We start from the raw sequence: 24843 nt of genomic DNA, 5'->3' as shown, positions 1-24843 counted from the left end.
TTTATTCCTTTATTAAATTACGAATTACAAATTCGCTTTTTTCTTCGTCGGTTTGAAATTTGGTATTTAGAGTCTCGTTAAAGATGAAGGCTTTTAAAATTCCAAACATGATGATAAGCTTTATTATTATGAGAAGCCATAATTTTTTGCCTATTTTCATGTTTTTAAAGCCGTCTATATATAAAGAGGCAATGATGTTTAGGTAGTTTTTTATCATAGTTTGTGAAGTCTATAACAAAAAGACTTAAAGAATAATTTTTAAAATTTATACGATTAATGCCTTACTAAATATTTAAGGGGTATAATCCGCAATTAAAAAATAAATAAATTTAAGGAAATTTAATGGCAAAAGAGACGAAGTACATTTTTATCACGGGTGGCGTTTTAAGCTCACTTGGAAAAGGCATCGCAGCTGCGTCTATCGCGACTCTTTTAAAAAATTCCGGACTAAAAGTAAGTGTTTTAAAAGCTGACCCATATATCAACGTAGATCCTGGCACGATGAGCCCACTTGAGCACGGCGAAGTTTTTGTTACAGATGATGGCGCGGAGACAGATCTTGACCTTGGCCACTATGAGAGATTTTTAGATGAGAGCCTAAGTCAAGATAATAACTTCACAACGGGTAGAGTTTATAGCTCGGTCATCGAAAAAGAGCGAAGAGGCGATTACCTTGGAAAGACTATTCAAGTGATCCCTCACATCGTTGGCGAGATAGTTGATCGCATCAAAAAAGCAGGCGAGGGTAAAGACGTACTCATAGTTGAGATCGGTGGAACCGTTGGTGACATCGAGGGCTTGCCATTTTTAGAGGCGATAAGAGCGCTAAGGGTGGAAGTTGGCAAAAAAAGAGCGCTAAATATCCACCTAACGCTTGTACCATTTATCAAAGTAGCTGGCGAGCTAAAAACAAAACCAACCCAGCACAGTGTAGGCGAGCTAAGACGTATAGGCATAACCCCAGACATCATCATCTGCAGATCTGAAATGCCACTAAACCGTGAGCTAAAAGATAAGATCGCAGCAAGCTGTGGTGTTGAGAAAAATTGTGTTATAGAGAGCTTAGATAGCGCAAGTATCTATCAAATTCCACTTTCATTTTTAAAGCAAGACATACTAACTCCAATCGCTGAAAATTTAGGCTTTAATGAGCTAAAACCAGATATGGCAAAGTGGGATAGCCTAGTAAAAAGGATAATCGCTCCAACAAATGAAACTACAATAGCATTTGTAGGTAAATACATCGATCTAAAAGAGAGCTACAAGAGCCTAACTGAGGGTATCATCCACGCTGGAGCAAATTTGGATGCTAGGGTAAATTTACGCTGGATAGATAGCGAAAAGATAGAAGAGAACAATGTAAATGAGCTTTTAAAAGACGTTGATGGCATCTTAGTCGCTGGCGGCTTTGGCGAGAGGGGCGTTTTAGGCAAGATGCAAGCCATTAAATTTGCTCGTGAAAATAAGATCCCTTATCTTGGAATTTGCCTTGGTATGCAGCTAGCACTAATTGAATTTGCAAGGGATGTTTTGGGCTTAGAGGATGCAAATTCTATGGAATTTGACAAAGAGTGCAAAAATCCTATCATCTATCTAATAGATAGCTTTATCGACGCTCACGGCAAAAAACAGATAAGAACGCACACAAGCCCACTTGGCGGCACGATGAGGCTTGGAGCATATAACTGCGACATCAAACCAAAGACGCTTCTAGCTGAAATTTATGGCAATGCAAAGAGCGTAAAAGAGCGCCATCGCCACCGCTACGAGGCAAATCCAAAATATAAAGAAATTTTTGAGAAAAATGGTCTTTTGGTAAGCGGTGAGAGCGATGGACTGATAGAGGCTATCGAGCTAAAAGGCCATCCGTGGTTTGTGGGCGTGCAGTGTCATCCTGAATTTACTAGCCGTCTAACTAAACCAAATCCTGTGATATTAGGCTTTATAAAGGCAAGTTTAGAAAACGTCAAATCTTAAATTTAGAGCCATCTGGCTCTAAAAATTCTTTTAAAAATTTTGCTGTTTTATTCAATTATTTGCCAAATAAATCCCACTTCTTTCTATAAATTTTTAAGGAGAAAAATGAAAACTCTAATCATCTTAGCATACCCTGATATCCAAAACTCGGTCATAAACAAACGCTTGCTACAAGAGGCTCTCAAAGAGCCGCAGCACTTTAGCATTCATGATTTGACGCAGGTTTATGGGGGCGGCAGTATCGACGCTGCGTGCGAGCAAGAGCTCATCAGAGCCCACGATGCCCTCGTTTTGCAGTTTCCACTTCACAACTTCTCCTACCCTCCGATTTTAAAATCGTGGATCGACGCGGTGATGACGCATGGCTTTGCCTACGGACGGGGTTCGGACGGCATAGCGGGGCGCAAGGTAGCTCTAGCCGTGACCGCAGGCATCAAAAAGAGCGATTACTGCCCGCAAGGACGCTATCATTTTAGCTTGCGCGAGGTTCTTACGCCGTTTGAGCTTGCATTTAAATACTATTTTCGCGCCGATTACCGCGACTTTTTCGCATTTTACGGCGCCGAAGAGACTCCGGGTGTGGACTACGTATCGAGCCAGGACGATTTAGAGCAAGGCTCTAGAGAATACGCGGAGTTTTTGCGAAATTTAGAATAAATTTTCATAAAAATGGTTTAAATTTTCTGGCATAAACCATTTAAAAATTTATAAATTTAATTGTATAAATTTTGTTAATACTTACTATTTTTGGCGGGTTAAATTTGTAAAGACTATCAATTTAACAAAGCTTTTAAGCTTGCTATGAGCCCTAAAATCTTACTTTCATTTAAAATTATAAGAAATTAAATTTCAAAAAGATATAATCCAAGCATTCAAAATAAAGACGAAAGATTGCGATGAAAAAGAAGTATTTTTATAGCCAAATTTTTGGCAATATGGGTGTAAATTTAAGTGAACAAGTGGCATTAAATAAAGTTGGTAAGTTCTTTAAAAATTCTTGCCAAAACCATGCTAAATAAAGAGGACATAAGGAATTTACTAGCGCATAGATTTTGTAACGACATACATAAAAAAATTAGTGAAATTCCAACACCAAGTGCCTTAAAAGATATTTACAAGGGTGCTAATCGCATAAAAGAAGCGATCGAGAAAAACGAGCGTATAGCCATTGTGGGCGATTATGATGTTGATGGTGTTGTTTCGAGCGTAATTTTGGCTGAGTTTTTTGATGATCTTGGCGTGAAAGACTACCTAGTAAAAATTCCAAATAGATTTAAAGATGGATATGGGCTAAATCCTGAGATAATAGACGAACTCTCAGCTGATGTAAGCTTGATTATCACCGTTGATAATGGCATCTCTGCAAACGATGCAGCCATTATCTGTAAAGAAAAAGGCATCGATCTTATCATCACTGATCATCACATGCCTCCAGCTGTTCTCCCAGAAGCCTATGCGATCATCAATCCAAAACAAGAAGACTGCAACTTTCCAAATATCGAAATTTGCGGTGCTGAAGTGGCATGGTATTTGGTTGGCGCGCTAAAGGATGTTTGCAAGCTAAACTACGATATGAGCAAGTTTTTAGAGCTTTTAGCTATCGCGATAATCGCTGATATGATGGAGCTAAGAGATATGAATAGAATGCTTGTTCGCCTTGGTATTTGTAAGCTAAATGCGTCTAAGCGTTCCGCATTTCATGCTATAAAAGAGTTTTATGGTAAGGAAAAATTTGAGTGCGATGATATTAGCTTTCTTATAGCTCCTCTTATAAATTCAGCTGGTCGTATGGACGATGCGATGAATTCATTTAACTTTTTGCGTGCAAAGAGCATAGAAGAGGCTTACAACTACCTTGATACGATCATTGAATTTAACAACTCCAGAAAAGAGGAGGAGCGCCAACTCTTTGAGTGCTCGCTAAAGGACGTAAAAGAAGACGATGAAGTCATCATCACTTGGGGCGAGCAGTGGCACGAGGGCGTGATAGGCATCGTAGCTAGCCGCCTAGCAAAGCACTTTGCAAAGCCAGCTATCGTCTTTAGTATCGATAAAGGCCGTGCAAAAGGTAGTGCTAGAAGCATTGGTAAGCTTGATATTTTATCTCTTATAGCAAGCCACGAAAATTTACTAACAAGCTATGGCGGTCACAAAGGAGCGGCTGGACTTACGCTTGCGCCTGAAAATTTGGTGAAATTTAAAGAAGCGATAAATAAAAGTTGCTCATGCCTAAATATGCAAGATTGCAAAAGCTCGGACGAGCTACTTGGCGACATAATGCCAAGCGAGATAGACTTTGAACTGCTTGAAATTTTAGAATTTTATGAGCCATACGGACAGAAGAATCCTCGCCCAGTTTTTAAGATAGAAAATGCTCTCGTTAAAAATGAAAGACTTATAGGAAGAGATCAAAATCACTTAAAGCTCATCTTGCAAAAGGATAATAAAACACTTGAGGCTCTATTTTTTAACTTTACAAAACACGCTAGAGTGGGCGAGATGATAGATATTATCTTTTGTATATCAAAAAATTCATTCCGCGGACTTGTTACCCCGCAGCTACTCATAAAAGAGATTTTATAAATTTTTATCTCGGTTTTATAATGCTAAATTTTAATAAAACCGAGATTGCTTCGGTTTAATTCACCAAAATCGCTTCTTTATATATTTAATGCAGTCCAACTAAAATAATACTATTTGAGTCAAATTTCTGTATTGTAAAATTAATGTTATATAAATATTTATACTTTGTTTAAGTTCATTTTTGCTTTAATTTTAATTTTAAATATTAATTTCATAGGACTAAACATGAAAATTTCTTACGTTTTAGCATTTGCTTTAGTACCAAATTTAATGCTTGGTGCTGAAGAAACGATAGACTTGGCTCCGGTTACCGTTTCCGCAAAGATACAAAAGTCCGTTCTTGACGAACCGACAAAGGCTCAAATAGTGGGCAAAGGCGCGATACTAGAAAATGGCGACATCGCTAAATCACTTTTAAATTTGAGCGGCTTTACGATGGAGCGCAAGGGCGGAGGTGGCAGCGAAGTTTATTACCGCTCGCAGACGGCGGCTAGGCTGCCGGTGCTAATCGACGGTAGCACGCTAAATGGCGGTTGTGGCATGCGCATGGATACGCCCATCACTTACATCTCGGCGCAAAATTATAGCTCGGTTCGCATCGTAAAAGGCCCGCAAGACGTTAGATACGGCGCGCTCATTAGTGGCGGTATATTTTTCGATAGAGAGATAGCAAGGCTATCAAAACCGAGCTTCGGAGGAAACGTAAGCGTGCTTGGCGGTAGTTTTAGAGGATTTGAAACTGCTGCAGACGTAGCGGCGGGTAACGAGCTTGGCAGCTTAGAAATTTCCGGCGGACACTACCAGAGCGGCGATTATAAAAGTGGCGACGGACAGAAAATGCATACGCACTATAAACGCAACAGCGTTTCGCTCGTAGGCACGCTAACGCCCACGGATACTACCGCCTTGCAGCTAAGCGCGGATCTGGGTAATGGAGAAGCGGCTTATGCCGATAGGATGAGAGACGGCGTGCAGTTTGACCGCAAGTCTTTCGGACTAAAATTTGAACAAGACGTTGGCGAGCACAAGATCAGGCTAAGCTCGTACTATCATCAAATCGATCACATAATGGACAACTTCACCATGCGTCCGGTGGTGCCTGGCACGGGGCGCGGCAAGGGATATAGCATCAGTCACCCGATACGCGATATGTACGGCTTTAAGCTAGAAGGCGAGTTAAATTTCGATAATCTAACCAGCTTCATCGGCATGGGATATTCTCAAGATACGTTTAAATGGCGAGGCGCAGGAAGCGGTATGGCGGGCGTATCTAAAGCCGAAATGGACTCCGCCGTATCAAAGCCCCACGTAAAAGAGCGCAAGGTAACGTATAAAACTATATACACTCAAAACGAATACGTTCTTGAAAACGACTACGGGCTTTTTGGCGGACTTAGGCTGGACGCGGGCGAGAGAAAACTGTTAAAAACGCATAAGAGCAGAAAAGAAAATTTATTCTCAGGCTTTTTTAGATACGAAAAATATCTGCAAAATTTAACGCTCTACGCAGGACTAGGCCATGCACAAAGGTTGCCAGATCACTGGGAAACGAGTAAAGACGATAATCTTAAGCTAAATAAAGAAAGAAACACGCAACTAGACTTTGGCGCCGTGCTAAAAGATAAAAACTACGAACTAAACGCAAATTTCTTTGTCTCTAAGATGGATGATTACATAATGATAAAATATAGTCCTATGGGCATGTCATCAAATGTATTTAATACCGATGCCTTACTATACGGCGGCGAGATCGAGGGCGATACGCTACTGGCCGACATATTTAGACTGGGTGCCGGCGTATCCTACGTCTACGGCAAGGTGACTAAAAACGCGGGCGGCCTAAAAGACGGCGACGCGCTGCCTAAGGTTTCGCCTCTAGCGTTTAAACTAAGCGCCGGCTTAGAAAAGCCCGACTGGTTCGTCAAAGCCGACTTCTACGCTAACGCATCGCAAAACCGCGCGCAAAAGGGCTACGGCGACGTGGGCGGCATGGACCTGGGCAAGAGCGATAGCTTTTGGACGCTGGGGCTAAGCGCGGGCTATAAATACAAAAATTATCAATTTTTGCTAGCGGCGGAGAATCTAAACGACGCCAAATATGCCTATCATAACTCAAAAGGCGGCTACGGCGGCGGTATCGCAGGCTACGAGACTATCCCGAACGGCACGAGGCTTTATGAGCCGGGCAGAAGCTTTTGGGCGAAATTTAAGGTGCATTTTTAGGGCTTAACTTAATAAATTTGGCATGGCTGTGGGCTTAGGATTTGCCCTAAAGCTGTGCTAAATTTAAGTATTTCTGCTCTTATATTCTTAACAATACTCACGCTTACTACATTTATTATTAGCAATAAATTGGCACTTGGTATAAAATTTCTTATTAAATTTTAAAGCCAAAGGATGATAAAAATAGGGCTTTATTAAATTTAAATTTTATATAGATTAAAAGCTTAGATGTAAAATCTCAGAAATTTTTTAAAGGAGAGGTATGAAAAATTTACTTGTAAAATCAAGCTTGATTCTAGCTTTGGCAAGCTCAGCTGCACTAGCTCAAGGTGCATTTGTTGGTGGTGAGGGTGATTACTCGTTTAACTCAAAAATCAAAACAAAAAACATAGCAAGTAGTGAGAAAAATAACTTCAAAAAAGGTCACTATGGTCTTGGCTTTTATGGCGGTTATGATTTTGACAGCTATAGAGCTTATGGTGGTTATTATTATGACTTTAAAGCCAGGAAAAATGCTGGTGAATCAGATGCAAAATGGAGTAAGCATAAATTTCTAGGCGGTATTGATTATACGCCAAATATCACTGAAAATTTTAAAGCCGTTCTTGGTGGATACACAGGTCTTGGCTACTTGAGCGTTAGAGAGAGATTTAATAACGAAACAAGTAAGAAAAATTTCAAAGGCTTGCTAGTTGGCGCAAAAGCGGGCGGTATTTACTCATTTGACGAACATAACGCGATCGAGTTTGGCTTAAAAGCTGATAAGACTTTTTATAAGAAAAATAGCGGAGCTCAGCTAAGAGATACAACTATAGGAATTTATACAGGCTATACTTATAGATTCTAACATTTAGGCAAGGCTTAGGCTTTGCCTTATTTTAGGCTACTCTCTACCCTCAAGAAGTGGCACAAAAAGGCACTCATCCAAGTACTCTTTTTCTAAATTTCCATCTTTATCTTTTTTAAATTTAGCGATAAATTGCTTGCCATCCTTCTTCATTGGAGCTACTAAAATTCCACCATTTTTCAGCTGCTTAAATAAATTTGGCGAGATCTCATCAGCAGCTGCCGAGAGCAGGATACGATCAAATGGTGCGTAGCTTCGCCAGCCGTTGTTGCCATCGTCATACCTTACATGTACGTTTTTTATTTTTAGTGCCTCGAAGCGTTTTTTTGCATCCATGGCTAGTTTCTCTATTCGCTCGACGCTAAAAATTCTATGTGCAAGTTTGCTTAAAATTGCTGCTTGATAGCCACTACCGCAGCCTATCTCTAGGATGTTGTCCGTATTTTCACACTCTAGTGCCATTGTCATTTTCGCAACGGTTAGCGGCGAGCTAATCCATTGATTGCCCAGTATGGGCTGAGCGTCAAGTTTATAAGCATGTGCAGTGATTGGTACAAAAATTGCGCGCTCAGTGGTGGCTATCGCATCGAACAAAAGCGGACTTAGCATGATCTCGTCGGCTATATCGCTAGCCAAATTTTGGCATTTTATCGCTTCTAGTTGAGTCAAAATTTATATCCTAAATAAAAATTAAATCGTTATTATACGATTTAAAGCTTATCTTAAAATTTATAAAATCCCTAAATTTGTCTTGATCTCTTTTATTAAATTTGCATCAAATATCGTCTCTTTAACAAGTGTGCCATTTGGTAAAAATACTCCAGCAACTTCTAATGCAAGTGAGCTTGAGATCATGACGTAGCAGTTGTTTGCGATAGCTAGAGCCTTGCAAAGACTAAGATAAGCATCCTCTCTAGCCTTACCCCACATGGCAGGTACCATGATGATGTCACATCCTTTTAGCTTTGCCCAAAGCTTGCTATCGCGTAGTTCAAAACAGATTAGCACCCCAAGCTTTAGCCCTCTAAAATCAAATGCATTTATATCGCTCACATCGCCAGCGGCAAAAATTTCATGCTCTAAATTTGGCCTAAAAAGTTCGGCTTTAAATTGTGAATGAAAGACATTATTTGAGTTAAGAAGCAAAAATTGGTTATAAATTTTTGGCTGGTGCGGATTTAGATTTGAAATTTTAGCAAGGCCAGCACTTTTATTTAGGCTACTAAGGTGCGTAAAACCAAGAAATTTATCTGGGCTAAGCGCCTCTTGCAAGCGTTCAAGCAGCATTGCATCAAAGCTGCCTATCATGCCACCAAGCATCGCTTTGTTTGCCCCTGCGAAAAAGCCGTCGAAATCATATCCACTTATGCAAAGCTCGCTTGCAAGAATGAGTGAGTTTTCAGGCGCAGCCTCAACTAAAGTTGCAAGCTCTTCTAGGCGATCTGTTGCATTTTTTGCCTTTAAAGTTAGGCTTATTAGGTTTAAATTTTCGCTCATTTATTTTCCAAATACAAATGTCATAGGTTTTTCGTCGTGGCAGTCTTTTGGAATTTTGCAGTTTATATCCGTACCACCGATGTTTGGTGTAGCTTTTAAAATGACGCTTATAGCTGTGATTTTATCATCTCTCTGGGAGAGTGGATCATTAAAAACCCAGACCTCAAAGCCAAGACCTATATCCTCATCATGTGAAACTACTCTTACCTCTTTTAGGTCTTTTGCTTCAAAGCCACACTGTTTGTTTATGCCAAGCATCACGTCATTTCCTAGCACAGATCCTAGCGGTGCGAAACTTGGTGCAATTTCGCCGTTTGGCATCTCTTGATAGATTTCTGCTTGGCTTGTCTCTTTTACCTTAACAAGCTTGTAGGCGTAGAAATTTTCGAGATTATTTTTATTTGCTTGATCAATTATCCTTTGATTGCTGCTCGCACACCCTACAAAAAGTACGCAGAAAAGGGCTAAGATGCCGTTTTTAAAAGTCATCAAAGCTTATACTTCCCTTGCTGTAGTTTGTCACTTTTGCTTCAAAGAAATTTGACTTTTGGTCGTTAAATTTCGCAAAGTCATCGACCCATTTGATCGGATGAGCGACGTTGTATTTGCGTTTTAGACCGATCGCAACTAGGCGCTGGTCGATGAGATAGTGGATGTATTGTTCGATGATATCGTCTGTAAAGCCCATTATTTGGTTTTGGGTGATGTATTTACCCCATTTGATCTCTAAATTTCCAGCTTTTTCAAACATATCATAAATTTTTGCCTCAGTCTCAGGCGTAAAGAGGTCAGGTCTCTCTTTGCGGACTGAATTTATCATGTTTTGAAACAAAAGCAAGTGTGTGATCTCGTCGCGTTGTATGAAGCGGATCATTTGAGCTGAGCCTAGCATCTTGCCAGCGCGAGCTAGAGCGTAGATCGCTGTAAAGCCGCTGTAAAAGTAGATGCCCTCTAAAATTTGGTTTGCAACCATCGCAAGAAGCAGCTTCTCGTCAGTCACTTCGCCTGCAAGCTCCTCGTAGACACTTGAGATGTAGTCGTTTTTCTCGCGTAAAACGTCGTCATGCTTCTCCATCTCGTAGATGAGGTCGGTGTTGTCACAGATCGCCTCGACCATGACGGCGTAAGACTTGCTGTGGTTTGCCTCTTCATAGGCTTGGCGGCTTAGCACAGCGTTGATCTCTGGTGCAGTGATGTAAGGGTTGATGTTATCAGCTAGGTTATTTGTCTGGAAGCTATCCATCGAGATGAGCTGGCTCCAGACGAGGTCGTACATACGTTTTTCAGCCTCTGTGAGATTGTAGGCGTAGTCGCGCACATCGTCGGTGGTGTCGACCTCTTTTGGAAACCAGGTGTTTGCCTCCATGAGGTCCCAAAGCTTTAACGCCCACTCGTATTTTGCCTTGGTGAAATTTAAAATACCGTGTGGGTTGCCGTTAAAGACTCTTCTGTCGGTCAAATTTTCATTTGAACTTGGGTTGTAGATGCGTTTTCTGTTCATAAATTTCTCTCTTGTTTGTGGTAAAAATTTCTTAAAATATTACCCAAAGCAAGGTAAAAATTTACTTTTATTTAGAGTGCCTTAGTCCTTTTTATGGTCATCAAAAAGCCAGTTATGATTAGTAAAACTGCGATCACACATGATACGGCAAACACTACCTGACCAATTTCGCCAAACATCTCTCCAGTGTGCAAGCTAAGCACTTTTCGCCCAGCCTTTTTGGCCTCTGGAATGCTTTCAGCCTTGCTAACAAGTTTATTCTCTTTGATCTTACCAGCGCTCGCGTCAAGTTTTAGTTTGCCCACTTGGCTCTCACTTGTTTCGTAGTTTATAGTGTAGGTAGTTTGATTATTTTCAGGTACGTTTATCGTGAGCGATTTTAGCTCTAGCGTGACATTTTCTTTAAAAATTTGCTTCGCAGTCTCGATCTCTTTAAATTTCTCGTCGCTTATTGGGAGTAAATTTGATTGTGGTAGACTTTTTTTCATTGGAGCTGTTTTTAGGTCAAAAAATATACTATTTACGCCACTTCTCACCCAGCCATAAGACCAGTAAAGTCCAGTTAGTGACATCACCACAAGCAAGATTGCCACGTAGGTGCCAAGGCCGGTGTGAAGATTATAGAAGCAGGCGTAGCCCTTTGCTTTTGGTTTAATTTTTAGCGAATTTAAGAAATTTCGCTTGATCGCTGGTGCGTAGAGGATGAGGCCACTGATAGCAAGCAGAGCCATGATGATAGAGCTAATAGCAACTATTTGTTTGCCGATATTGGCTGGTACTTTGCTATCAAGCAAGGCAAGTCCTAAATTTCTATGAAGACTTAAGATAATGATACGAAATTTCTCACCCCAGTCCTCGCTAATAACTTCGCCACTTCTTGGATCTATGAAGAAATTTAATTGCTTTTTATCCTTTGTAATGCTTATACGATAAGCTTCATTTGCTCCACCTATTTGTAAGCTTTCAAGCGTATCAAATTGAATCTCACTTTTTGCTTTAGCTAGGAGTTCATTTAAACTTAAATTTTCTTTTTCACTAGGAACTAGGTTTATAAAATTTTTATTTATCGCACTTTTGATCTCTTCTCTATAAGACGCAAATGGTGCTGAAAGAGTCATAAATATTAGCGGAATAGCCGCAATTAGTCCGATTATTAGGTGGATGTTGAAAATGATTTTTCCTCGTTTTAAAAACATTTTTTTCCTTTAAATTTTAATAGCGAATATTAATTTGTTTTTTGTTAATAGGAGATAAATTTGGTAAGAAATTTGCTATTTATTTTGAGCGATAGGCAAGAGATACTCAAAGGTTCTGATGACTGCGTTTAGATCCTTTTTATTTAGAGATTTAAATGGTTTTAGTAAGTGATAAAGTGGTTTAAATTTTATAATTAGCTGTAGTGAGCGCGCATAAATTTCACTCCCTCCGGCTGCCAAATATTCGCTAATGACTTCGCTTGCAAACTCGTCTGAAATTTTAAAACGAAATAACTCATCTATAAAAACAAGCAGATCGCGACACTTTTGAAGCTCTAGGTCATGGCTAAAAAATTTTGACTCAAAGTCTAAAAATTTTATCTCATCATTTTTTATGGCAATGTCCCTAAGAGCCGGGCGTCCGTGCGCAAAATTTAATGCGTGAAGTCCAGCTAGCGCGTGGGCCGCTTTTAGTAGAATTTCATGTTTAAATTTTTCATCGTTGCTATACTTAAAAAGCCGAGAAATCGGTTCACCGACATCTTCTATCACGAAAAACTCAGTACTTTTTAGAATGAGTTTTGGGGCAGGAGCTTTGGCTTCGTTTAAAATTTCAAGTTTCTTTATTTCGTTGGTAAATGATTTATAAGGATTTGGCTTGAAAATTTTAGTTAAAAAACTACCTTCAATGTTTTTTTCAATACGTTTTAACCAAAATTTTTGTCCATCAAATTCAAAGCTAAAGATACGATCATTGCCGTCACTATGACTTTTTAAAATTTCATTGACATATTGTTTTAAATTTTGCATATTTGTAATTTAGCGAAAGAAATCTGAATTTTTACATATATGTGGCGTAAATTTTAGTAAAAAGTAGTGAAAATATATTAAGCAAAAGAGATAGTAAAGCACTGGTGGAGTTAAGCGGGATCGAACCGCCGACCTCTTGAATGCCATTCAAGCGCTCTCCCAGCTGAGCTATAACCCCAAATAGATTTTGGCATTTTATCTTTTTATGGCTTACAATATTTTGAAATTCGTTTTAGTAAAATAAAATTTTAAGCAATTTTTGGATAATATTGCAAACTTTAACGCGGGAATAGCTCAGGGGTAGAGCACAACCTTGCCAAGGTTGGGGTCGCGAGTTCGAATCTCGTTTCCCGCTCCATTAACTTAGCCCGAGTGGCGGAATGGTAGACGCAAGGGACTTAAAATCCCTCGGTAGTTTTTACCGTACCGGTTCAAGTCCGGTCTCGGGCACCACGATATGGCGACATGGCCAAGTGGTAAGGCATGAGCCTGCAAAGCTTTGATCCCCGGTTCGAATCCGGGTGTCGCCTCCAAACTTCAAAAATAACTACTCGAAGGAATAACAGTGAGAAATTTACTTTTAGCAGCTTGTATAGCATTTTTTGTAGCTGGTTGTTCAAATACTTGGCATGGCGTAAAAGAAGATACTCATAATGCTAAAGAATGGACCAAAGAAAAGATAAATGATGGAGCTACATATATTAAAGAAAAAACAGAGTAAAATTTAGAGATTATAGTAAATTTTAAGCAAAGTTGGTTATAATCACAAATCTTTAATTCGGGAGATGGCTGAGCGGTCGAAAGCGGCGGTCTTGAAAACCGTTGAGGTGTGAAAGCCTCCTGGGGTTCGAATCCCTATCTCCCGGCCACCTATCTAATTTCTTGTATATTTTATAAAGCATTACCTAGATTTATTGTTCATAATGGCTATAAGAAAATTTTTATAAAAATTTAGTCTAAAATTTACTAAAACTAAAAATAGTATAAAATTACTTATTCAAAGTAAGATACTGTAAGATAATGGAAAGTTTAAGAGTTTTTATATTTTATTTTTAGCTGCCTTAAATTCTTAAAATAATATATGTAAAATTAATAATATTGAATAAAGAATTTAAGACGAATCCAAAATAAAAATTTAAATTAAAGCAATCCATGGAAATAGTTTAAAGACAAAGTGGTGGCTATGTTTTATGTAGTTAGGATCTATTTATATTTAATAGATAAAACACAACAGACAAAAAATTAAACTACTTGCTGATAAATATTTTTTTGAAATATTATTTTGAGAGAATATCTAGCTACATAAAAGTAGCTAGATAAGGAAAAATTTCTAAAAATTTTAGATTTTTAAAAGCTCGGCTTCTTTTTCTTTTACAAGAGTATCGATTTTTGCAGTGTAGGTGTCAGTTATCTTTTGAACCTCATCCTGTCCCTTTTTGCTCTCGTCCTCAGTTATAGCTTTGTCTTTTTCAAGCTTTTTGACTTCATCATTTGCATCTTTTCTTACGTTTCTTATACTGACTTTGGCTTTTTCTCCCATTGATTTTGCATGTTTTGCGTTTTCTTGGCGTTGCTCAACAGTCATAGGTGGAAAAAATAGCTTAACGCTCTCACCATCGCTATTTGGATTGACACCGATATTTGCTGCTTGGATAGCTGAAGAGATCGCTTTTATCATGCTCTTTTCCCAAGGTGTGATAGCGATAGTTGAAGCGTCGCTTGTAAGCACAGTGGCTACTTGGTTAAGTGGAGTTGGTGAGCCGTAATAATCAACCATTACATGATCTACGATATTAATATTTACCTTGCCTGTTCTAAGCGTTGTAAAGTCACGTTTTAATGAAGCTATTGCTTTTTCGCAGCCTTCTTTTTGTGTTTCGTAAATTTTATTTAGCATTGATGTCCTTTATTAGAAGTTTTGTACTTCGTTGATAATCTACTTTTAGTGATATTAAAACTTTGCGTTTATCGAGCGGTGGGTTAAATTTACACTCAAAAACACCATTTGTCATAGGTACCTTTTTAAAGCCATTAAAGCCAGTCATGAAAAAACTACCTTCGCTAGCATTTGTATCAGTTTTTATAATGAGTTTGTCTATTGCATTATTTTGTGGATAGCTATCCGGAAATATCCACTGGGCATTTAGAAATTTGCTATTAAAAGTCAGTGCTATTTTGGTACCGTTCATTACTGGTGTTCTATAAAGATCGTAAACATCACTCTTGTCTGAAACTGCACCTGAGTTTTGATTTAAAAGCGCTAAAAAACCAAATTCTTTTGCAAGTTTTACGACTCGACTATCGATCTCGCCGTATGGCACTGCAAAAAATTTTGGCTTATAACCCATATGTTTTTCAAAGGTCTCTACGCCTTTTTGAAAATCCTCTCTTAGTGCCTCGTCGCTAAGCTTCGTCATCCTTGGGTGCGCGTATGAGTGGTAGCCGATCTCGCCGTAGGCCTCAAGTTCTTTAATCTGATCAAAATCCAAATAATCGCCATATTTATTTGCACTGGCTTCCACATAAAGCATTAGTGCAAATGGATAGTTATACTCTTTAAATACACTAAGGGCCTTGTCATAGAAACTTTTATAACCATCATCTACAGTGATGACGATCCAGTTATCAGGTATTTTTTCGCCAGCATTTACAGCATCGACTAACTTTGAAAGTTTAACGACTTCATAGCCATTATTTTTGAAATATTCAAACTGCTCTCTTAAATTTTTAATAGAAATATCAGTGCTTGTATGTCTTGGATCATCAAAGCGATGATAGACTAAAATATGAGCGTCTGCTAAAGCAAATGTTAGCGTCAAGAATGACGCTAAAAGTGTTTTTATCATTGTTATTTTGCTGGAGTCTGTGGTGCACTAGGAGCTGATGGTACGTCGTTCGATTTTGGTATGACTAGAGATTTACTATCGACGCTATCAACGATAGAGCGTTTTAGATCTTTATTGTAGAAGTATCCAAGTGCAAGTGTATTTAAGATAAATAAAATACCTACGATAAAAGTAAATTTAGCTAAAAATCCAGCTGGTCCTTTTGCTCCAAAAAGACTCTCGTTACTTCCGCTATATGCCCCAAGTCCGATAGATGAGCTTTTTTGAAGTAAAACAGCGATAGTTATGATGACAGCTAGAGCAAACTGTAAGATCAAAAATATTAAACTCACGAAATTTCCTTTAAATTTTTAAAAATAATTGTTTGCGATTATACAAGAAAAGATTTAAATTTTTAGTTAAAGTTCTTTTTCAAGCTCATAAAGCTCGTATCTTATGCTTTTAAAAAGCTCGGCTTGTTCTAAATTTATGAGCTTAAAGCACTCTTCAAGCACGCGAGCGCTTTCCTGGGCGCGCTTGAAATTTGCAGTGATTATCTCGTCTAAATTTTCTCTAGCTTGCTCGCTTTTTGTGCTAGTTTTTAAAACGTCGTTTTGAGAATTTCTAAATTTTAAAAATTCTTTTTGCGGGATCTTTGCCTTGTGGCGGAGGGATTTTATTTTGTAGGCGAGCTTAGCGTCATCAAAGACATATCTTTTTATATCTTCAACAACGCGAAGCCCTTCTTTTAGCCTATTTAGGTTCGCATCTATTACTCGATAGATGCGCTCATCTTTAGTCATTCCTGTTGAAAATTCCTAAAATTTGAAGCAGTGATGTAAATAGATTTACAAAATCAAGATACAAAGCAACTGCGCCTTCAACTGGTGTTTCATAGTTTCCACGGATAATATTTTGCGTATCAAAAAGTATATATGCGCTAAATAAGATCGATGAAATACTTGCGATTACAAGTTGAAACATTGTACTTTTAACAAAGATATTGATAATAGCTGCTGCAACGATAACAATTAAAGTTATGAACAACATTTTACCCATTGTTGTAAAGTCACGTTTTGTATTCATTGCAAAGACACTTAATGCACCAAAAGCAACTGTTGTTAGTCCAAATGCTTGAGCTACAATACCAGCTCCACTTGGCATAGCCAAGATCGCTGAAAGTAGCGGAGTTAGCGTAAGGCCACTTATGAAAGTAAACGCAAATAGAAGTATTAAATTTAATCCCTCTTTGCGTTTAGCTGCCATTAAGCCAAAAAGTAGTGCAAACTCGACTATTACAAGTCCCCAGAACAAAAATCTATTTGCCGCAAAAACGCCAGCTATGCTAATACCTACATAAGCGCCAGCTGTTGCTGAAAGTAGCGATGCTGCAAAAAGTTGATAAGTTTGTTTTATAAAAGTGCTTAGTGAGCTTTGAGAGTACGCAAGTTCTTCTTGATTTTGTTTTGCGTAGTTCCTATCATACAGACTCATTTTATCTCCTTATGAATTTTTGAATGAGTTTAGCCTAAAATAATTAAACAATGAATAAAAAGAATTTTAACAAATTATATTAGTTAAAAATTTATATATTAAAGTATTTTTTAGATTAAATAAAAGTTGCTATAATCGCGTAAAAATATAAAAAACGGAGATAAATTTCTATGGATGACTCGTTACTTGAAGGTGCGGTAAAATTTATGGAAGATGGCTTTTTAGAGCATGAAGAGCTCTTTAAAAGTCTACAAAATAGACAAGACCCACATACCCTTTTTATATCCTGTGTTGATTCAAGAGTGGTACCGAACTTGATAACAAACTGCCTTCCGGGAGAGCTTTTTATGGTGCGAAATATCGCAAACATCGTGCCACCTTATAGAGTGAGCGAGGAGTTTTTGGCAACGACTTCGGCTATTGAATATGCATTAGAGCTTTTAAATATCAAAAATATCATTATTTGCGGACACTCTGACTGTGGCGGATGTGCAGCGCTTTATATGGATGAAAAAAAGCTCAAAACCACGCCAAATGTTAGAAATTGGATAAAGCTAATAGAACCAATTAAGAGAGAAGTGCTTAAATTTACAAGCGACGATCCAGCAAAGATGGCGTGGCTAACTGAGAGATTAAATGTGATAAATTCGATCGAAAATATAATGACCTATCCAAATGTAAAAGAGGAGTATGAAAAAGGAAATCTTCAAATTTATGGCTGGCACTACATTATAGAAACCGGTGAAATTTTCAGCTACGATTTAAAAGAGGGTACATTCAAACTTTTAGCAGATAAGAGGGGTGAAAATGCGTAAAATTTTAACCATCATCTTGCTCTCATTTGTAATTCTTCTTGGTGCTGAAAATAATAAAACACAAGAAGAAAATATACTAAGCCTAACAAATCAAATTTTAACTTTAAATAATCAAATCCAAATCATAAAAGCACAGCAAAAAGATACAAACTCAACAAAAGCTGATAATTCAAATTTAGCTGGACTTCAAAAGAAAAAAAATGATCTTTTGGAAAAAATTCCACTATATGTTATGCAGATTGAGGTAACTCAAAATGATATTGATAAATTTATTTTGCAAAAAAATAATTTAGAAAAAAAAGTAGCTAGATTAGAGAAGCAATCAAACAAAGATGCTTACGTTCAAAGTGCTATTGAGCTTGAGAAAATGAAGATAGATTATGCTTATTTATCGGCTTTAATTAATCTTGAAGAGATATTTAAAAAAGGTGCTAAAGCAAACTCTATAAAAGAGGTGATAGATAACGGACTTTTAAATTTACAAACAAATTCTTACGTCAGCATAAAGGAGCTAAAAGATTCGCTAAATGAGACTTCAAGCTCTTATGATAACGCATTTGCAGAGCTTGATTTAAAAAAAGAGACTGATGAGGAAATTTTAATCTATCTTAAAAATAATGCTGATCTTCTAAGCTCAAGCATGATCTTATCAGAGCTAAATTTAGTCGATACGGTCGAATATATAAATAAGCTAATTCCTATAAATTCGGCAAAATTTAACGTTGGTAAGATCGTAGTTATAATCGTAGTATTTTTATTTTTTGTCTCACTTACAAGAATTCTTGCCAAACTCACATATTGGCTTATGTCACTCATTGCATCGGGCGAAGGTGTAAAAGAGGCAAAGGATCAGATAGTAGATATCGTTAAAAAGCCTATATCTGCGCTTCTTATTATTTATGCACTAAATATTTGTATCGGTGTTGCCTTTTATCCAGTACCAGTGCCACTAACTCTAGCAAATATCTTTTCGATCGTCTATATAGTCGCATTTTCATGGCTTGTTTTAACTATCCTAAATGGTTACGGCATAGTGATAATAGATAAAATCGCACAAAAGAGTAGACGAAAAGAGGTCGTAAATTTAGTTTTAAAAGTAGTCTACGTAATTGTATTAATAATCGCACTTTTACTAATTCTTCAAAAGCTTGGCTTTGATATATCAGCACTCATAGCTTCACTTGGTATCGGTGGTCTTGCTGTTGCATTTGCGGCAAAAGATATCATCGCGAACTTCTTTGCTTCTGTCATGATGCTCTTTGATAACTCATTTTCGCAAGGAGACTGGATAGTTTGTGGTGATATAGAGGGCACTGTCGTTGAGGTTGGCTTTAGAAAGACGACTATTAGAAGTTTTGATAACGCTTTAATCTTTGTGCCAAACTCAAAACTGGCAAGTGATCCTGTTAGAAACTGGAGCAGAAGAAAAGTTGGTAGACGTATCAGAATGCTAATTGGCATTGAGTATGGAGCGACAACTGATGAGATTAAAAAATGTGTAGATGATATAAAAACTATGTTGATAAATCATCCAGATATTGCCAAAAGTGAGGATATAACAGCAAAGAAAAAAGGGCTAAAATATAGACAAAGTATAGTTTCGGTTGATGATTATGCTGGATATAAATCAAATTTATTTGTCGTGGTTGATGACTTTGCAGATAGCTCAATAAATATCTTAGTTTATTGTTTTGCAAAGACTATCGTTTGGGGAGAATTTTTAGATGTCAAGCAAGATGTAATGCTAAAGATTATGGATATTTTAAAGCAAAATGGTCTAAATTTCGCATTCCCAAGCCAAAGCTTGTATATTGAAAGTGTCAAAGATAAAATTTAAGGAGAAAACAATGAGTGATGAATTTGATTATGAAGAAGTAGAAGAAGACTACTCTGAATTTAATGACGATGAGGACGATAGTAGCGATAGTTATGACTATAATTACGATGAAAATGACTACAACTACGAAGATAGTGATGAGGATGAAGATAGTTACGACTCTTATTAAAAATACTTAATGAAATTTAATGGAATAAATTTACAGGGAGTTTTATTTGACACACGATTTTGTAGATCAAAGTAGTTATAAAGCGATCGATGATATCTATAAAACGATATTAGACGTTATGATAGCTGCGAATGCACTATCTTTGTTACTTTTTATGATCATAGCTACACCACTACTTTTTATGTGCTTATTATTTATAGCAGCTGGAATATTGCTTAGAATAAAATTTGACATAAAATATAGAGTATTAATATCTCTTGCATTTCACCTAAATATCATATTACTTGTTACTATTATTGTTACTACTATGGGTTGGAATACTGGAATTTGGATAATACTTGTTGGTGTAATTTTTATAAACTACTTCCTAGCGTTTGATTCAAAGAGCCTTACTTATATAATGGCATTTTTAGAACTAATCTTGCTTATACTTCTTTATTTTATTCATAAAGATGAGACGCCGCTGATCCCATCAGCTATACGAGGGACGATAGTCGTGTGTAGTATTGTTTTTGCTTTTTTTATTGTTTTAAGACTTTCAATGTTTGCAGATGTCATCACTTCTAGCGGATATCAGCAAATAAGAAAAGAGACAGAAGAGCTTGAAAAGGACTCAAAGCATGATTTTTTAACTGGTCTTTTAAATAGAAGAACAATAGAAAAAACTTTAAGATTTGAACTAGTTGCTAACAAGGAAAGAAGTGGTAATACAAATTTAGTCATAATGTTAGGCGATATTGATAATTTTAAAAAAATAAACGATACATATGGACATGACTGTGGTGATGAGGTCTTAAAAGATGTAGCCAGTGCCTTGAAGAAATCATTCAGAGGCAAAGACTATGTTTGTCGCTGGGGTGGAGAAGAATTTTTGATAATCTTGCCCGATACAAAGATAGAATTTATCCACGAAGTGAGCAAAAGGCTTAAAAAACAGATAAACAACGCAAAACTTCCAGATAAAACTCCAGTTACTATGACCTTTGGCATGCTAGTATGTGCAAATGGTATTGAGGTGGATTTTGAGCAAGCCATAACTTTAGTAGATAAGCTGCTTTACGAAGGCAAGCAAAATGGCAAAGACCGCATCGAATTAGAAATTTTAAAAAAGGGCTCAGATGCGTAGAATTTCACTCTATACGGCTCAAAAAATTATCATATTTTCAATATTATTAACTCACGTCTGTTATTTTTTCATTTTTGTATTTATGAAAGAAGAAATTCTAGCAGTTATGAATGTATTTTCAGTAGCAACCTATCTTTTTCTTTTAAGGCTTATCTACGATAGCCCTGAAAATAACAAGATAACAATGCTGATAGTCCAGCTTGAAATTTTATTTCATGCATTGGTTTGTATGCTGACACTTGGATGGGGATATGGATTTGGGTTGTTATTTTTAGCGTCGTCACTAATACTATTTTTTACTTCATTTACCTATAAATTTTTTAACTACATAATAGTTGCAGTGCAAATAATTTTATCTATAGCCTGCTATGTATATTTAGACGGACAGCCTGTAAAAGATTTTGACGGCTTTAAAGATCTACTTTTTGTTTTTAACTTAAGTATGGTTTGTATATTTTCGGTTGTTATTTCGTACCTTTTGGAAAGCTCAAATTTATTTATATTTTTAAGCATCTTAGAGGAAAAAGAGATGGCTGAAAATATCTTAAATCACGATCCATTAACAGGACTTTTAAATCGCACTTCGATGCAGAAAATTTTAAGCCAAAATGATCTTTATAAAAATAGGGACTTTGCTATCGTTATGTGCGATATTGATAACTTTAAAAAGATAAATGATACCTATGGACACGGCGCAGGAGATGCTGTTTTAAAAAGCTTATCAGGCATATTTAAAAATACATTTAGAGATAAAGATAGAGTAGCTAGATTTGGCGGAGAAGAATTTTTAGCAGTCGTCTTGGGTGTAAAAAAAGATGTAGCTGTAAGTATCGTAGAGCGTGTGAGAGAGACTTTGAGTAAAAATATAGTCGAGTTTGAAAACATAAAGATCAACGCAACTATGACTTTTGGAGTAGTTGCTCATGATGGCAGGGGAGAATTTAGCTTGGAAAAGATGATAAAACAAGCTGATAATCTACTTTATGCTGGTAAGCGAAGTGGTAAAAATATCGTTATGAGTGCGGATTACGATCCAAAAGCATAAATTTAGAGGCAAGAGCCTCTAAATTTTAATGTCCATACATTATGTTTGGCAACCAAAGAGAAATTTGTGGTATATAAGTAACCAAGATAAGGCCAAAGAATAAAGTAAGTGTCCACGGCAAGCATGCCATGATGACCTCTTTTAAGTTCATATTTGTAAGACCGCTTGCGACAAATAAATTTAGTCCAACAGGCGGAGTCACCATACCTATCTCCATATTTACAACTAAGATAATGCCAAAGTGTATCGGATCTATGCCAAGTTGTGTTGAAATCGGAAGCAAAAGTGGCACCATGATCATGATGACGCTTGAAGGCTCCATAAACTGACCCATGATAAAGAGCAAGATATTTACAAATATCAAAAATCCTATCATACCGATATTTGCGTCAAGTATCATCGAAGCGATCGCTTGTGGGATCTGCTCGCTAGTTAGCAAATATGCAAAAACAACGGCATTTGCAATGATGAAAAATATCATAGCTGTTGTAAGGGCTGAGTCTAGGCAGATATCCCAAAGATCTTTTATCTTTATATCCCTATAGATAAAAAGTGAGATAAATAGCGCATAGACCGCACTTGCCGCAGCAGCTTCAGTTGGAGTAAAAATTCCTCCATAAATTCCGCCGATGACCACGACAACGATTAAAAGCGCCCAAAATGCTTTGGCAAATTTCCGTACTCTTACTTTAAATGGCTCAGCCTTAGTCGCTTTAAAGCCAAGCTTTTTTGCGCCAACATAAGTTTGAACAAGCATAAAAGCGCCGAGTATAAGACCAGGTACAACGCCTGCCATAAAAAGCTTACCGATACTAACCTCAGCAGTTACGCCATAAACTATCATAACAACTGAAGGCGGGATCAAAATTCCAAGTGAGCCGGCCGTTGTTATGCCGCCAACTGCGTACTCTTTTGGATAGCCAGCCTCTTTTATTGCTGCAAACATAATCGAGCCAATAGCTACAACCGTCGCAGGCGAGCTTCCAGATACCGCTGCAAAGATGATGCAGGCAAATATCGCACTCATAGGCAAACCACCTGGTAAGTGTCCGACCATAGACTTTGCAAAGTCGATGATACGTCTTGCTGAACCGCCTTTACTTAGTAAATTTCCGGCCAAGATAAACATCGGTATCGCCATTAGCGAAAATTTATTGATACCATCAAATATAAGCTGTGGGATCGTAGCGATGTCTATGTCTGTAAAAAATATCATCGTTAAAACGGTGCTAGTTCCCAGCGAAACAGCTACAGGCACGCCTATTAGCATTAGTGCAAAAAGTAGGATAAATAAAAATGCTATTGTCATCTTTTTCTCCTTAATCTTTGACTACGCTACCATGAGCTAGCTCATGTGCTTCGTTGCTTACGACATTTTCAGCAGGCGTTAGAGCTACTTTTATGGCTTTTTCGATTGAGCGGTAGCTAGCTGTAACGAAGGCTATTGGAAGTACTACCATAGGTACCCATTGTGGTATGCCAAGGTCTATTATCATCTGCTCGATCTCGTGAAGAATTTGTAGATAATCAATCGAATAGACTGCGATAAATAACAAAAACACAGTAGTTAGTACATGAGAAAAGATTAAACACGCTTTTGCAAGGGCTGGTGGAAATTTTTCCACCAAGATAGTTACGCTTACGTGGATGCCCTTGTTAAAGCCATACGCTGCGGCAAAAAAAGCCGACCAAATAAACAAGTAGTTTGATAGCTCGCTCGCCCATGACCAGCTTTTGTCGAAAAAGTATCTGGCCACGACGTTGGCAAAGGCTAGTAGCGTTCCACTAGCTAGCCCTAAAACGGCGATAGTCTTATTGAGCGAGACTATCAATATATCAAGAGCGTTAATGAAATTTTTCATTATTTTGTCTCGATTGTTTTTTCTATAAGCTCTTTGCCGATGACATCGTAAAATTTAGGGTAGATAGCCTGCATAGTCTTCTCCCACTCAGCTTTTTGTGCGTCATCGATCTTGAAAATTTCTAGCTTTTTAGTATCTGCTATATATTTTTCAAGCTCTGCTATAACGTGAGCGTCCTCTTTAGCTGTCTCTTCTCTCTCGTAAGCTGTAGCTTCGCTTAGAGCTTGTTTTATATTTGCTTTTAGATCATCTGGTAGTTTGTTCCAAAATTTATCGCTCATAACGACTAAATAACCCAAATATCCGTGACTTGAAAGCGTAAGTGAGCTTTGAACTTCGTGAAATTTTGAGTTATAGAAATTTGAAAGTGGGTTTTCTGTCGCATCAACTACGCCTTGTTGAAGTGCAGAATAAACCTCTGAAAATGGCAGAACTTGTGGGTTGCCACCAACTACTTTAATTTGTTCTTCAAGCACCTTTGAGCTTTGGATTCTAAATTTTTGTCCTTTTGCATCTTCTGGCACAAGAACCGGCTTTTTGCTTGAGCTAAAATGCTTAAATCCAGCATCCCAGTAATCAAGCGCCACAAAGCCCTTCTTAGTCACAAGCGCTTTTAGCTCCTCGCCAACTGCACCGTCTTGAACCTTATGAAGGTGGTCTGCATCTTTAAAGATGAAAGGCAGGTCAAATAGCTGAAACTGCGGCACAATAGGCGTAAATTTTGAAAAACTTGGAGCTGCCATTTGAACATTGCCAAGTTTTAGCGCGCCAAAAACTCTATCATCATCAAGTAGCTGAGCTGATGGGAAGACTTGAACTTTTAATTTACCGCCACTTAGCTCCTCAGCACGTTTAGCAAAAAAGTCAGCTGCCTTGCCTTTTGGTGTAGAAGCTGCAACAACGTGAGCAAATTTGATCGTATAGACCTTGTCTGCACCAAATGCTAAGCCACTGATGGCACAAGTAAAAAGTAAAGCTTGTAAGAATTTCATCTTTTATCCTTTGTAATGGTTTTGTTAAACGCATTATAAATTTC

The 24843-nt window shown here is 37.6% G+C and carries 27 protein-coding genes and 5 tRNA genes; 16 read left to right on the top strand and 16 right to left on the bottom strand.

Features of this window, described 5'->3' with window-relative positions; genetic code table 11:
* Position 1 precedes the first annotated feature (1 nt).
* Positions 2-217, bottom strand: a complete 216-nt coding sequence (locus G5B98_RS08985; protein ID WP_087580468.1) for a DUF4492 domain-containing protein — start codon at positions 215-217, stop codon at positions 2-4.
* 125 nt (positions 218-342) lie between these two features.
* Here G5B98_RS08985 and G5B98_RS08980 point away from each other — a divergent pair, with 125 nt between their 5' ends.
* From G5B98_RS08980 to G5B98_RS08960, 6 genes are all read left to right on the top strand, one after another.
* Positions 343-1977 carry a CTP synthase gene (locus tag G5B98_RS08980; protein WP_087578046.1) on the top strand — a complete coding sequence of 545 codons (1635 nt, stop codon included), beginning with the start codon at positions 343-345 and terminating at the stop codon, positions 1975-1977.
* Between the two features lie 105 nt (positions 1978-2082).
* Entirely contained in the window at positions 2083-2634 is a 552-nt protein-coding gene (locus G5B98_RS08975) for an NAD(P)H-dependent oxidoreductase (protein ID WP_196086732.1), read from the top strand.
* Positions 2635-2873: 239 nt separating this feature from the next.
* Positions 2874-2996 carry a hypothetical protein gene (locus tag G5B98_RS09545; protein ID WP_257638069.1) on the top strand — a complete coding sequence of 41 codons (123 nt, stop codon included), beginning with the start codon at positions 2874-2876 and terminating at the stop codon, positions 2994-2996.
* Positions 2986-4560: a single-stranded-DNA-specific exonuclease RecJ gene (recJ, locus tag G5B98_RS08970; RefSeq protein WP_196086731.1), complete on the top strand. Its 1575-nt coding sequence runs from the start codon at positions 2986-2988 to the stop codon at positions 4558-4560. The genes G5B98_RS09545 and recJ overlap by 11 nt, the downstream gene beginning before the upstream one ends.
* A gap of 225 nt (positions 4561-4785) precedes the next feature.
* The gene (locus tag G5B98_RS08965) at positions 4786-6783 is read left to right on the top strand and encodes a TonB-dependent receptor domain-containing protein (RefSeq protein ID WP_196086730.1); all 1998 of its coding nucleotides are present in this window, start codon (positions 4786-4788) and stop codon (positions 6781-6783) included.
* Positions 6784-7045: 262 nt separating this feature from the next.
* Entirely contained in the window at positions 7046-7630 is a 585-nt protein-coding gene (locus G5B98_RS08960; protein WP_107691590.1) for a hypothetical protein, read from the top strand.
* 36 nt (positions 7631-7666) lie between these two features.
* Here the strand turns inward: G5B98_RS08960 and G5B98_RS08955 are convergent, their stop codons facing one another.
* From G5B98_RS08955 to G5B98_RS08925, 7 genes are all read right to left on the bottom strand, one after another.
* Positions 7667-8299, bottom strand: a complete 633-nt coding sequence (locus G5B98_RS08955) for a protein-L-isoaspartate(D-aspartate) O-methyltransferase (RefSeq protein ID WP_196086729.1) — start codon at positions 8297-8299, stop codon at positions 7667-7669.
* A 60-nt stretch (positions 8300-8359) separates the two neighbouring features.
* Positions 8360-9127 (bottom strand): carbon-nitrogen hydrolase family protein, encoded by a 768-nt coding sequence (locus G5B98_RS08950; RefSeq protein ID WP_196086728.1) that lies wholly within the window; start codon positions 9125-9127, stop codon positions 8360-8362.
* On the bottom strand, positions 9128-9616 hold the full coding sequence (locus tag G5B98_RS08945; protein WP_196088169.1) for a hypothetical protein: 489 nt from the start codon (positions 9614-9616) through the stop codon (positions 9128-9130).
* Positions 9606-10628, bottom strand: coding sequence for a ribonucleotide-diphosphate reductase subunit beta (locus G5B98_RS08940; protein ID WP_009494790.1), 1023 nt, complete (start codon positions 10626-10628; stop codon positions 9606-9608). Before G5B98_RS08940 ends, G5B98_RS08945 begins: the two co-directional genes overlap by 11 nt.
* Before the next feature lie 71 nt (positions 10629-10699).
* Positions 10700-11824 (bottom strand): PepSY-associated TM helix domain-containing protein, encoded by a 1125-nt coding sequence (locus G5B98_RS08935; protein WP_196086726.1) that lies wholly within the window; start codon positions 11822-11824, stop codon positions 10700-10702.
* A gap of 75 nt (positions 11825-11899) precedes the next feature.
* Positions 11900-12634: a spore coat protein gene (locus tag G5B98_RS08930; RefSeq protein WP_196086725.1), complete on the bottom strand. Its 735-nt coding sequence runs from the start codon at positions 12632-12634 to the stop codon at positions 11900-11902.
* A 102-nt stretch (positions 12635-12736) separates the two neighbouring features.
* Positions 12737-12812, bottom strand: a tRNA-Ala gene (locus G5B98_RS08925).
* 105 nt (positions 12813-12917) lie between these two features.
* Between G5B98_RS08925 and G5B98_RS08920 the strand changes: the two genes are divergently transcribed.
* From G5B98_RS08920 to G5B98_RS08900, 5 genes are all read left to right on the top strand, one after another.
* Positions 12918-12992: transfer RNA gene (locus tag G5B98_RS08920), tRNA-Gly, on the top strand.
* 8 nt (positions 12993-13000) lie between these two features.
* Positions 13001-13087 (top strand) — tRNA-Leu (locus G5B98_RS08915).
* A 6-nt stretch (positions 13088-13093) separates the two neighbouring features.
* Positions 13094-13167, top strand: a tRNA-Cys gene (locus tag G5B98_RS08910).
* Positions 13168-13199: 32 nt separating this feature from the next.
* Positions 13200-13355, top strand: a complete 156-nt coding sequence (locus tag G5B98_RS08905; protein WP_021091097.1) for a hypothetical protein — start codon at positions 13200-13202, stop codon at positions 13353-13355.
* Between the two features lie 58 nt (positions 13356-13413).
* Positions 13414-13503 (top strand) — tRNA-Ser (locus tag G5B98_RS08900).
* A gap of 470 nt (positions 13504-13973) precedes the next feature.
* Here the strand turns inward: G5B98_RS08900 and frr are convergent.
* From frr to G5B98_RS08875, 5 genes are all read right to left on the bottom strand, one after another.
* Positions 13974-14531, bottom strand: coding sequence for a ribosome recycling factor (gene frr, locus G5B98_RS08895; RefSeq protein WP_072595202.1), 558 nt, complete (start codon positions 14529-14531; stop codon positions 13974-13976).
* Complete coding sequence (locus tag G5B98_RS08890; RefSeq protein ID WP_196086724.1) at positions 14521-15480, bottom strand: polysaccharide deacetylase family protein; 960 nt, start codon at positions 15478-15480, stop codon at positions 14521-14523. Before G5B98_RS08890 ends, frr begins: the two co-directional genes overlap by 11 nt.
* Before the next feature lie 2 nt (positions 15481-15482).
* A complete protein-coding gene (gene secG / locus G5B98_RS08885; RefSeq protein WP_021091090.1) occupies positions 15483-15812 on the bottom strand; it encodes a preprotein translocase subunit SecG in 330 nt (109 codons plus the stop codon).
* A 66-nt stretch (positions 15813-15878) separates the two neighbouring features.
* Entirely contained in the window at positions 15879-16262 is a 384-nt protein-coding gene (locus G5B98_RS08880) for a thiamine-phosphate pyrophosphorylase (RefSeq protein WP_194167689.1), read from the bottom strand.
* Positions 16255-16953, bottom strand: a complete 699-nt coding sequence (locus G5B98_RS08875) for a Bax inhibitor-1/YccA family protein (protein WP_084109905.1) — start codon at positions 16951-16953, stop codon at positions 16255-16257. Before G5B98_RS08875 ends, G5B98_RS08880 begins: the two co-directional genes overlap by 8 nt.
* Positions 16954-17123: 170 nt before the next feature.
* Here G5B98_RS08875 and G5B98_RS08870 point away from each other — a divergent pair, with 170 nt between their 5' ends.
* The 5 genes from G5B98_RS08870 (at position 17124) to G5B98_RS08850 (ending at position 21945) form a co-directional block, all read left to right on the top strand.
* Positions 17124-17768 (top strand): carbonic anhydrase, encoded by a 645-nt coding sequence (locus G5B98_RS08870; protein WP_103618982.1) that lies wholly within the window; start codon positions 17124-17126, stop codon positions 17766-17768.
* Positions 17761-19605, top strand: a complete 1845-nt coding sequence (locus tag G5B98_RS08865; protein WP_196086723.1) for a mechanosensitive ion channel domain-containing protein — start codon at positions 17761-17763, stop codon at positions 19603-19605. Before G5B98_RS08870 ends, G5B98_RS08865 begins: the two co-directional genes overlap by 8 nt.
* Before the next feature lie 10 nt (positions 19606-19615).
* Positions 19616-19774 (top strand): hypothetical protein, encoded by a 159-nt coding sequence (locus G5B98_RS08860; RefSeq protein WP_180997316.1) that lies wholly within the window; start codon positions 19616-19618, stop codon positions 19772-19774.
* Positions 19775-19820: 46 nt separating this feature from the next.
* A complete protein-coding gene (locus tag G5B98_RS08855; protein ID WP_232525365.1) occupies positions 19821-20900 on the top strand; it encodes a GGDEF domain-containing protein in 1080 nt (359 codons plus the stop codon).
* 82 nt (positions 20901-20982) lie between these two features.
* Complete coding sequence (locus G5B98_RS08850) at positions 20983-21945, top strand: GGDEF domain-containing protein (protein WP_346265381.1); 963 nt, start codon at positions 20983-20985, stop codon at positions 21943-21945.
* Between the two features lie 25 nt (positions 21946-21970).
* Here the strand turns inward: G5B98_RS08850 and G5B98_RS08845 are convergent, their stop codons facing one another.
* The 3 genes from G5B98_RS08845 to G5B98_RS08835 are packed head-to-tail and all read right to left on the bottom strand — an operon-like array spanning position 21971 to position 24799.
* Positions 21971-23254: a TRAP transporter large permease gene (locus G5B98_RS08845; RefSeq protein ID WP_196086721.1), complete on the bottom strand. Its 1284-nt coding sequence runs from the start codon at positions 23252-23254 to the stop codon at positions 21971-21973.
* A 10-nt stretch (positions 23255-23264) separates the two neighbouring features.
* Positions 23265-23807 (bottom strand): TRAP transporter small permease, encoded by a 543-nt coding sequence (locus G5B98_RS08840; RefSeq protein ID WP_196086720.1) that lies wholly within the window; start codon positions 23805-23807, stop codon positions 23265-23267.
* Entirely contained in the window at positions 23807-24799 is a 993-nt protein-coding gene (locus G5B98_RS08835) for a DctP family TRAP transporter solute-binding subunit (protein WP_196086719.1), read from the bottom strand. Before G5B98_RS08835 ends, G5B98_RS08840 begins: the two co-directional genes overlap by 1 nt.
* Positions 24800-24843 lie beyond the last annotated feature (44 nt).

The organism is Campylobacter concisus, assembly GCF_015679985.1.
GTDB lineage: Bacteria > Campylobacterota > Campylobacteria > Campylobacterales > Campylobacteraceae > Campylobacter_A > Campylobacter_A concisus_AC.
The sequence above is the reverse complement of the archived record's forward strand: the minus strand, read 5'-3'. Positions and strand labels throughout refer to the sequence as shown.

Bases quoted from the DNA above. Each gene is read 5' to 3' on its own strand.
- G5B98_RS08985 (WP_087580468.1), bottom strand. From the start codon at position 217: ATGATAAAAAACTACCTAAACATCATTGCCTCTTTATATATAGACGGC.
- G5B98_RS08980 (WP_087578046.1), top strand. From the start codon at position 343: ATGGCAAAAGAGACGAAGTACATTTTTATCACGGGTGGCGTTTTAAGC.
- G5B98_RS08975 (WP_196086732.1), top strand. From the start codon at position 2,083: ATGAAAACTCTAATCATCTTAGCATACCCTGATATCCAAAACTCGGTC.
- G5B98_RS09545 (WP_257638069.1), top strand. From the start codon at position 2,874: ATGAAAAAGAAGTATTTTTATAGCCAAATTTTTGGCAATATGGGTGTA.
- recJ (WP_196086731.1), top strand. From the start codon at position 2,986: ATGCTAAATAAAGAGGACATAAGGAATTTACTAGCGCATAGATTTTGT.
- G5B98_RS08965 (WP_196086730.1), top strand. From the start codon at position 4,786: ATGAAAATTTCTTACGTTTTAGCATTTGCTTTAGTACCAAATTTAATG.
- G5B98_RS08960 (WP_107691590.1), top strand. From the start codon at position 7,046: ATGAAAAATTTACTTGTAAAATCAAGCTTGATTCTAGCTTTGGCAAGC.
- G5B98_RS08950 (WP_196086728.1), bottom strand. From the start codon at position 9,127: ATGAGCGAAAATTTAAACCTAATAAGCCTAACTTTAAAGGCAAAAAAT.
- G5B98_RS08945 (WP_196088169.1), bottom strand. From the start codon at position 9,616: ATGACTTTTAAAAACGGCATCTTAGCCCTTTTCTGCGTACTTTTTGTA.
- G5B98_RS08940 (WP_009494790.1), bottom strand. From the start codon at position 10,628: ATGAACAGAAAACGCATCTACAACCCAAGTTCAAATGAAAATTTGACC.
- G5B98_RS08935 (WP_196086726.1), bottom strand. From the start codon at position 11,824: ATGTTTTTAAAACGAGGAAAAATCATTTTCAACATCCACCTAATAATC.
- G5B98_RS08930 (WP_196086725.1), bottom strand. From the start codon at position 12,634: ATGCAAAATTTAAAACAATATGTCAATGAAATTTTAAAAAGTCATAGT.
- frr (WP_072595202.1), bottom strand. From the start codon at position 14,531: ATGCTAAATAAAATTTACGAAACACAAAAAGAAGGCTGCGAAAAAGCA.
- G5B98_RS08890 (WP_196086724.1), bottom strand. From the start codon at position 15,480: ATGATAAAAACACTTTTAGCGTCATTCTTGACGCTAACATTTGCTTTA.
- G5B98_RS08880 (WP_194167689.1), bottom strand. From the start codon at position 16,262: ATGACTAAAGATGAGCGCATCTATCGAGTAATAGATGCGAACCTAAAT.
- G5B98_RS08875 (WP_084109905.1), bottom strand. From the start codon at position 16,953: ATGAGTCTGTATGATAGGAACTACGCAAAACAAAATCAAGAAGAACTT.
- G5B98_RS08870 (WP_103618982.1), top strand. From the start codon at position 17,124: ATGGATGACTCGTTACTTGAAGGTGCGGTAAAATTTATGGAAGATGGC.
- G5B98_RS08865 (WP_196086723.1), top strand. From the start codon at position 17,761: ATGCGTAAAATTTTAACCATCATCTTGCTCTCATTTGTAATTCTTCTT.
- G5B98_RS08860 (WP_180997316.1), top strand. From the start codon at position 19,616: ATGAGTGATGAATTTGATTATGAAGAAGTAGAAGAAGACTACTCTGAA.
- G5B98_RS08850 (WP_346265381.1), top strand. From the start codon at position 20,983: ATGAAAGAAGAAATTCTAGCAGTTATGAATGTATTTTCAGTAGCAACC.
- G5B98_RS08845 (WP_196086721.1), bottom strand. From the start codon at position 23,254: ATGACAATAGCATTTTTATTTATCCTACTTTTTGCACTAATGCTAATA.
- G5B98_RS08840 (WP_196086720.1), bottom strand. From the start codon at position 23,807: ATGAAAAATTTCATTAACGCTCTTGATATATTGATAGTCTCGCTCAAT.
- G5B98_RS08835 (WP_196086719.1), bottom strand. From the start codon at position 24,799: ATGAAATTCTTACAAGCTTTACTTTTTACTTGTGCCATCAGTGGCTTA.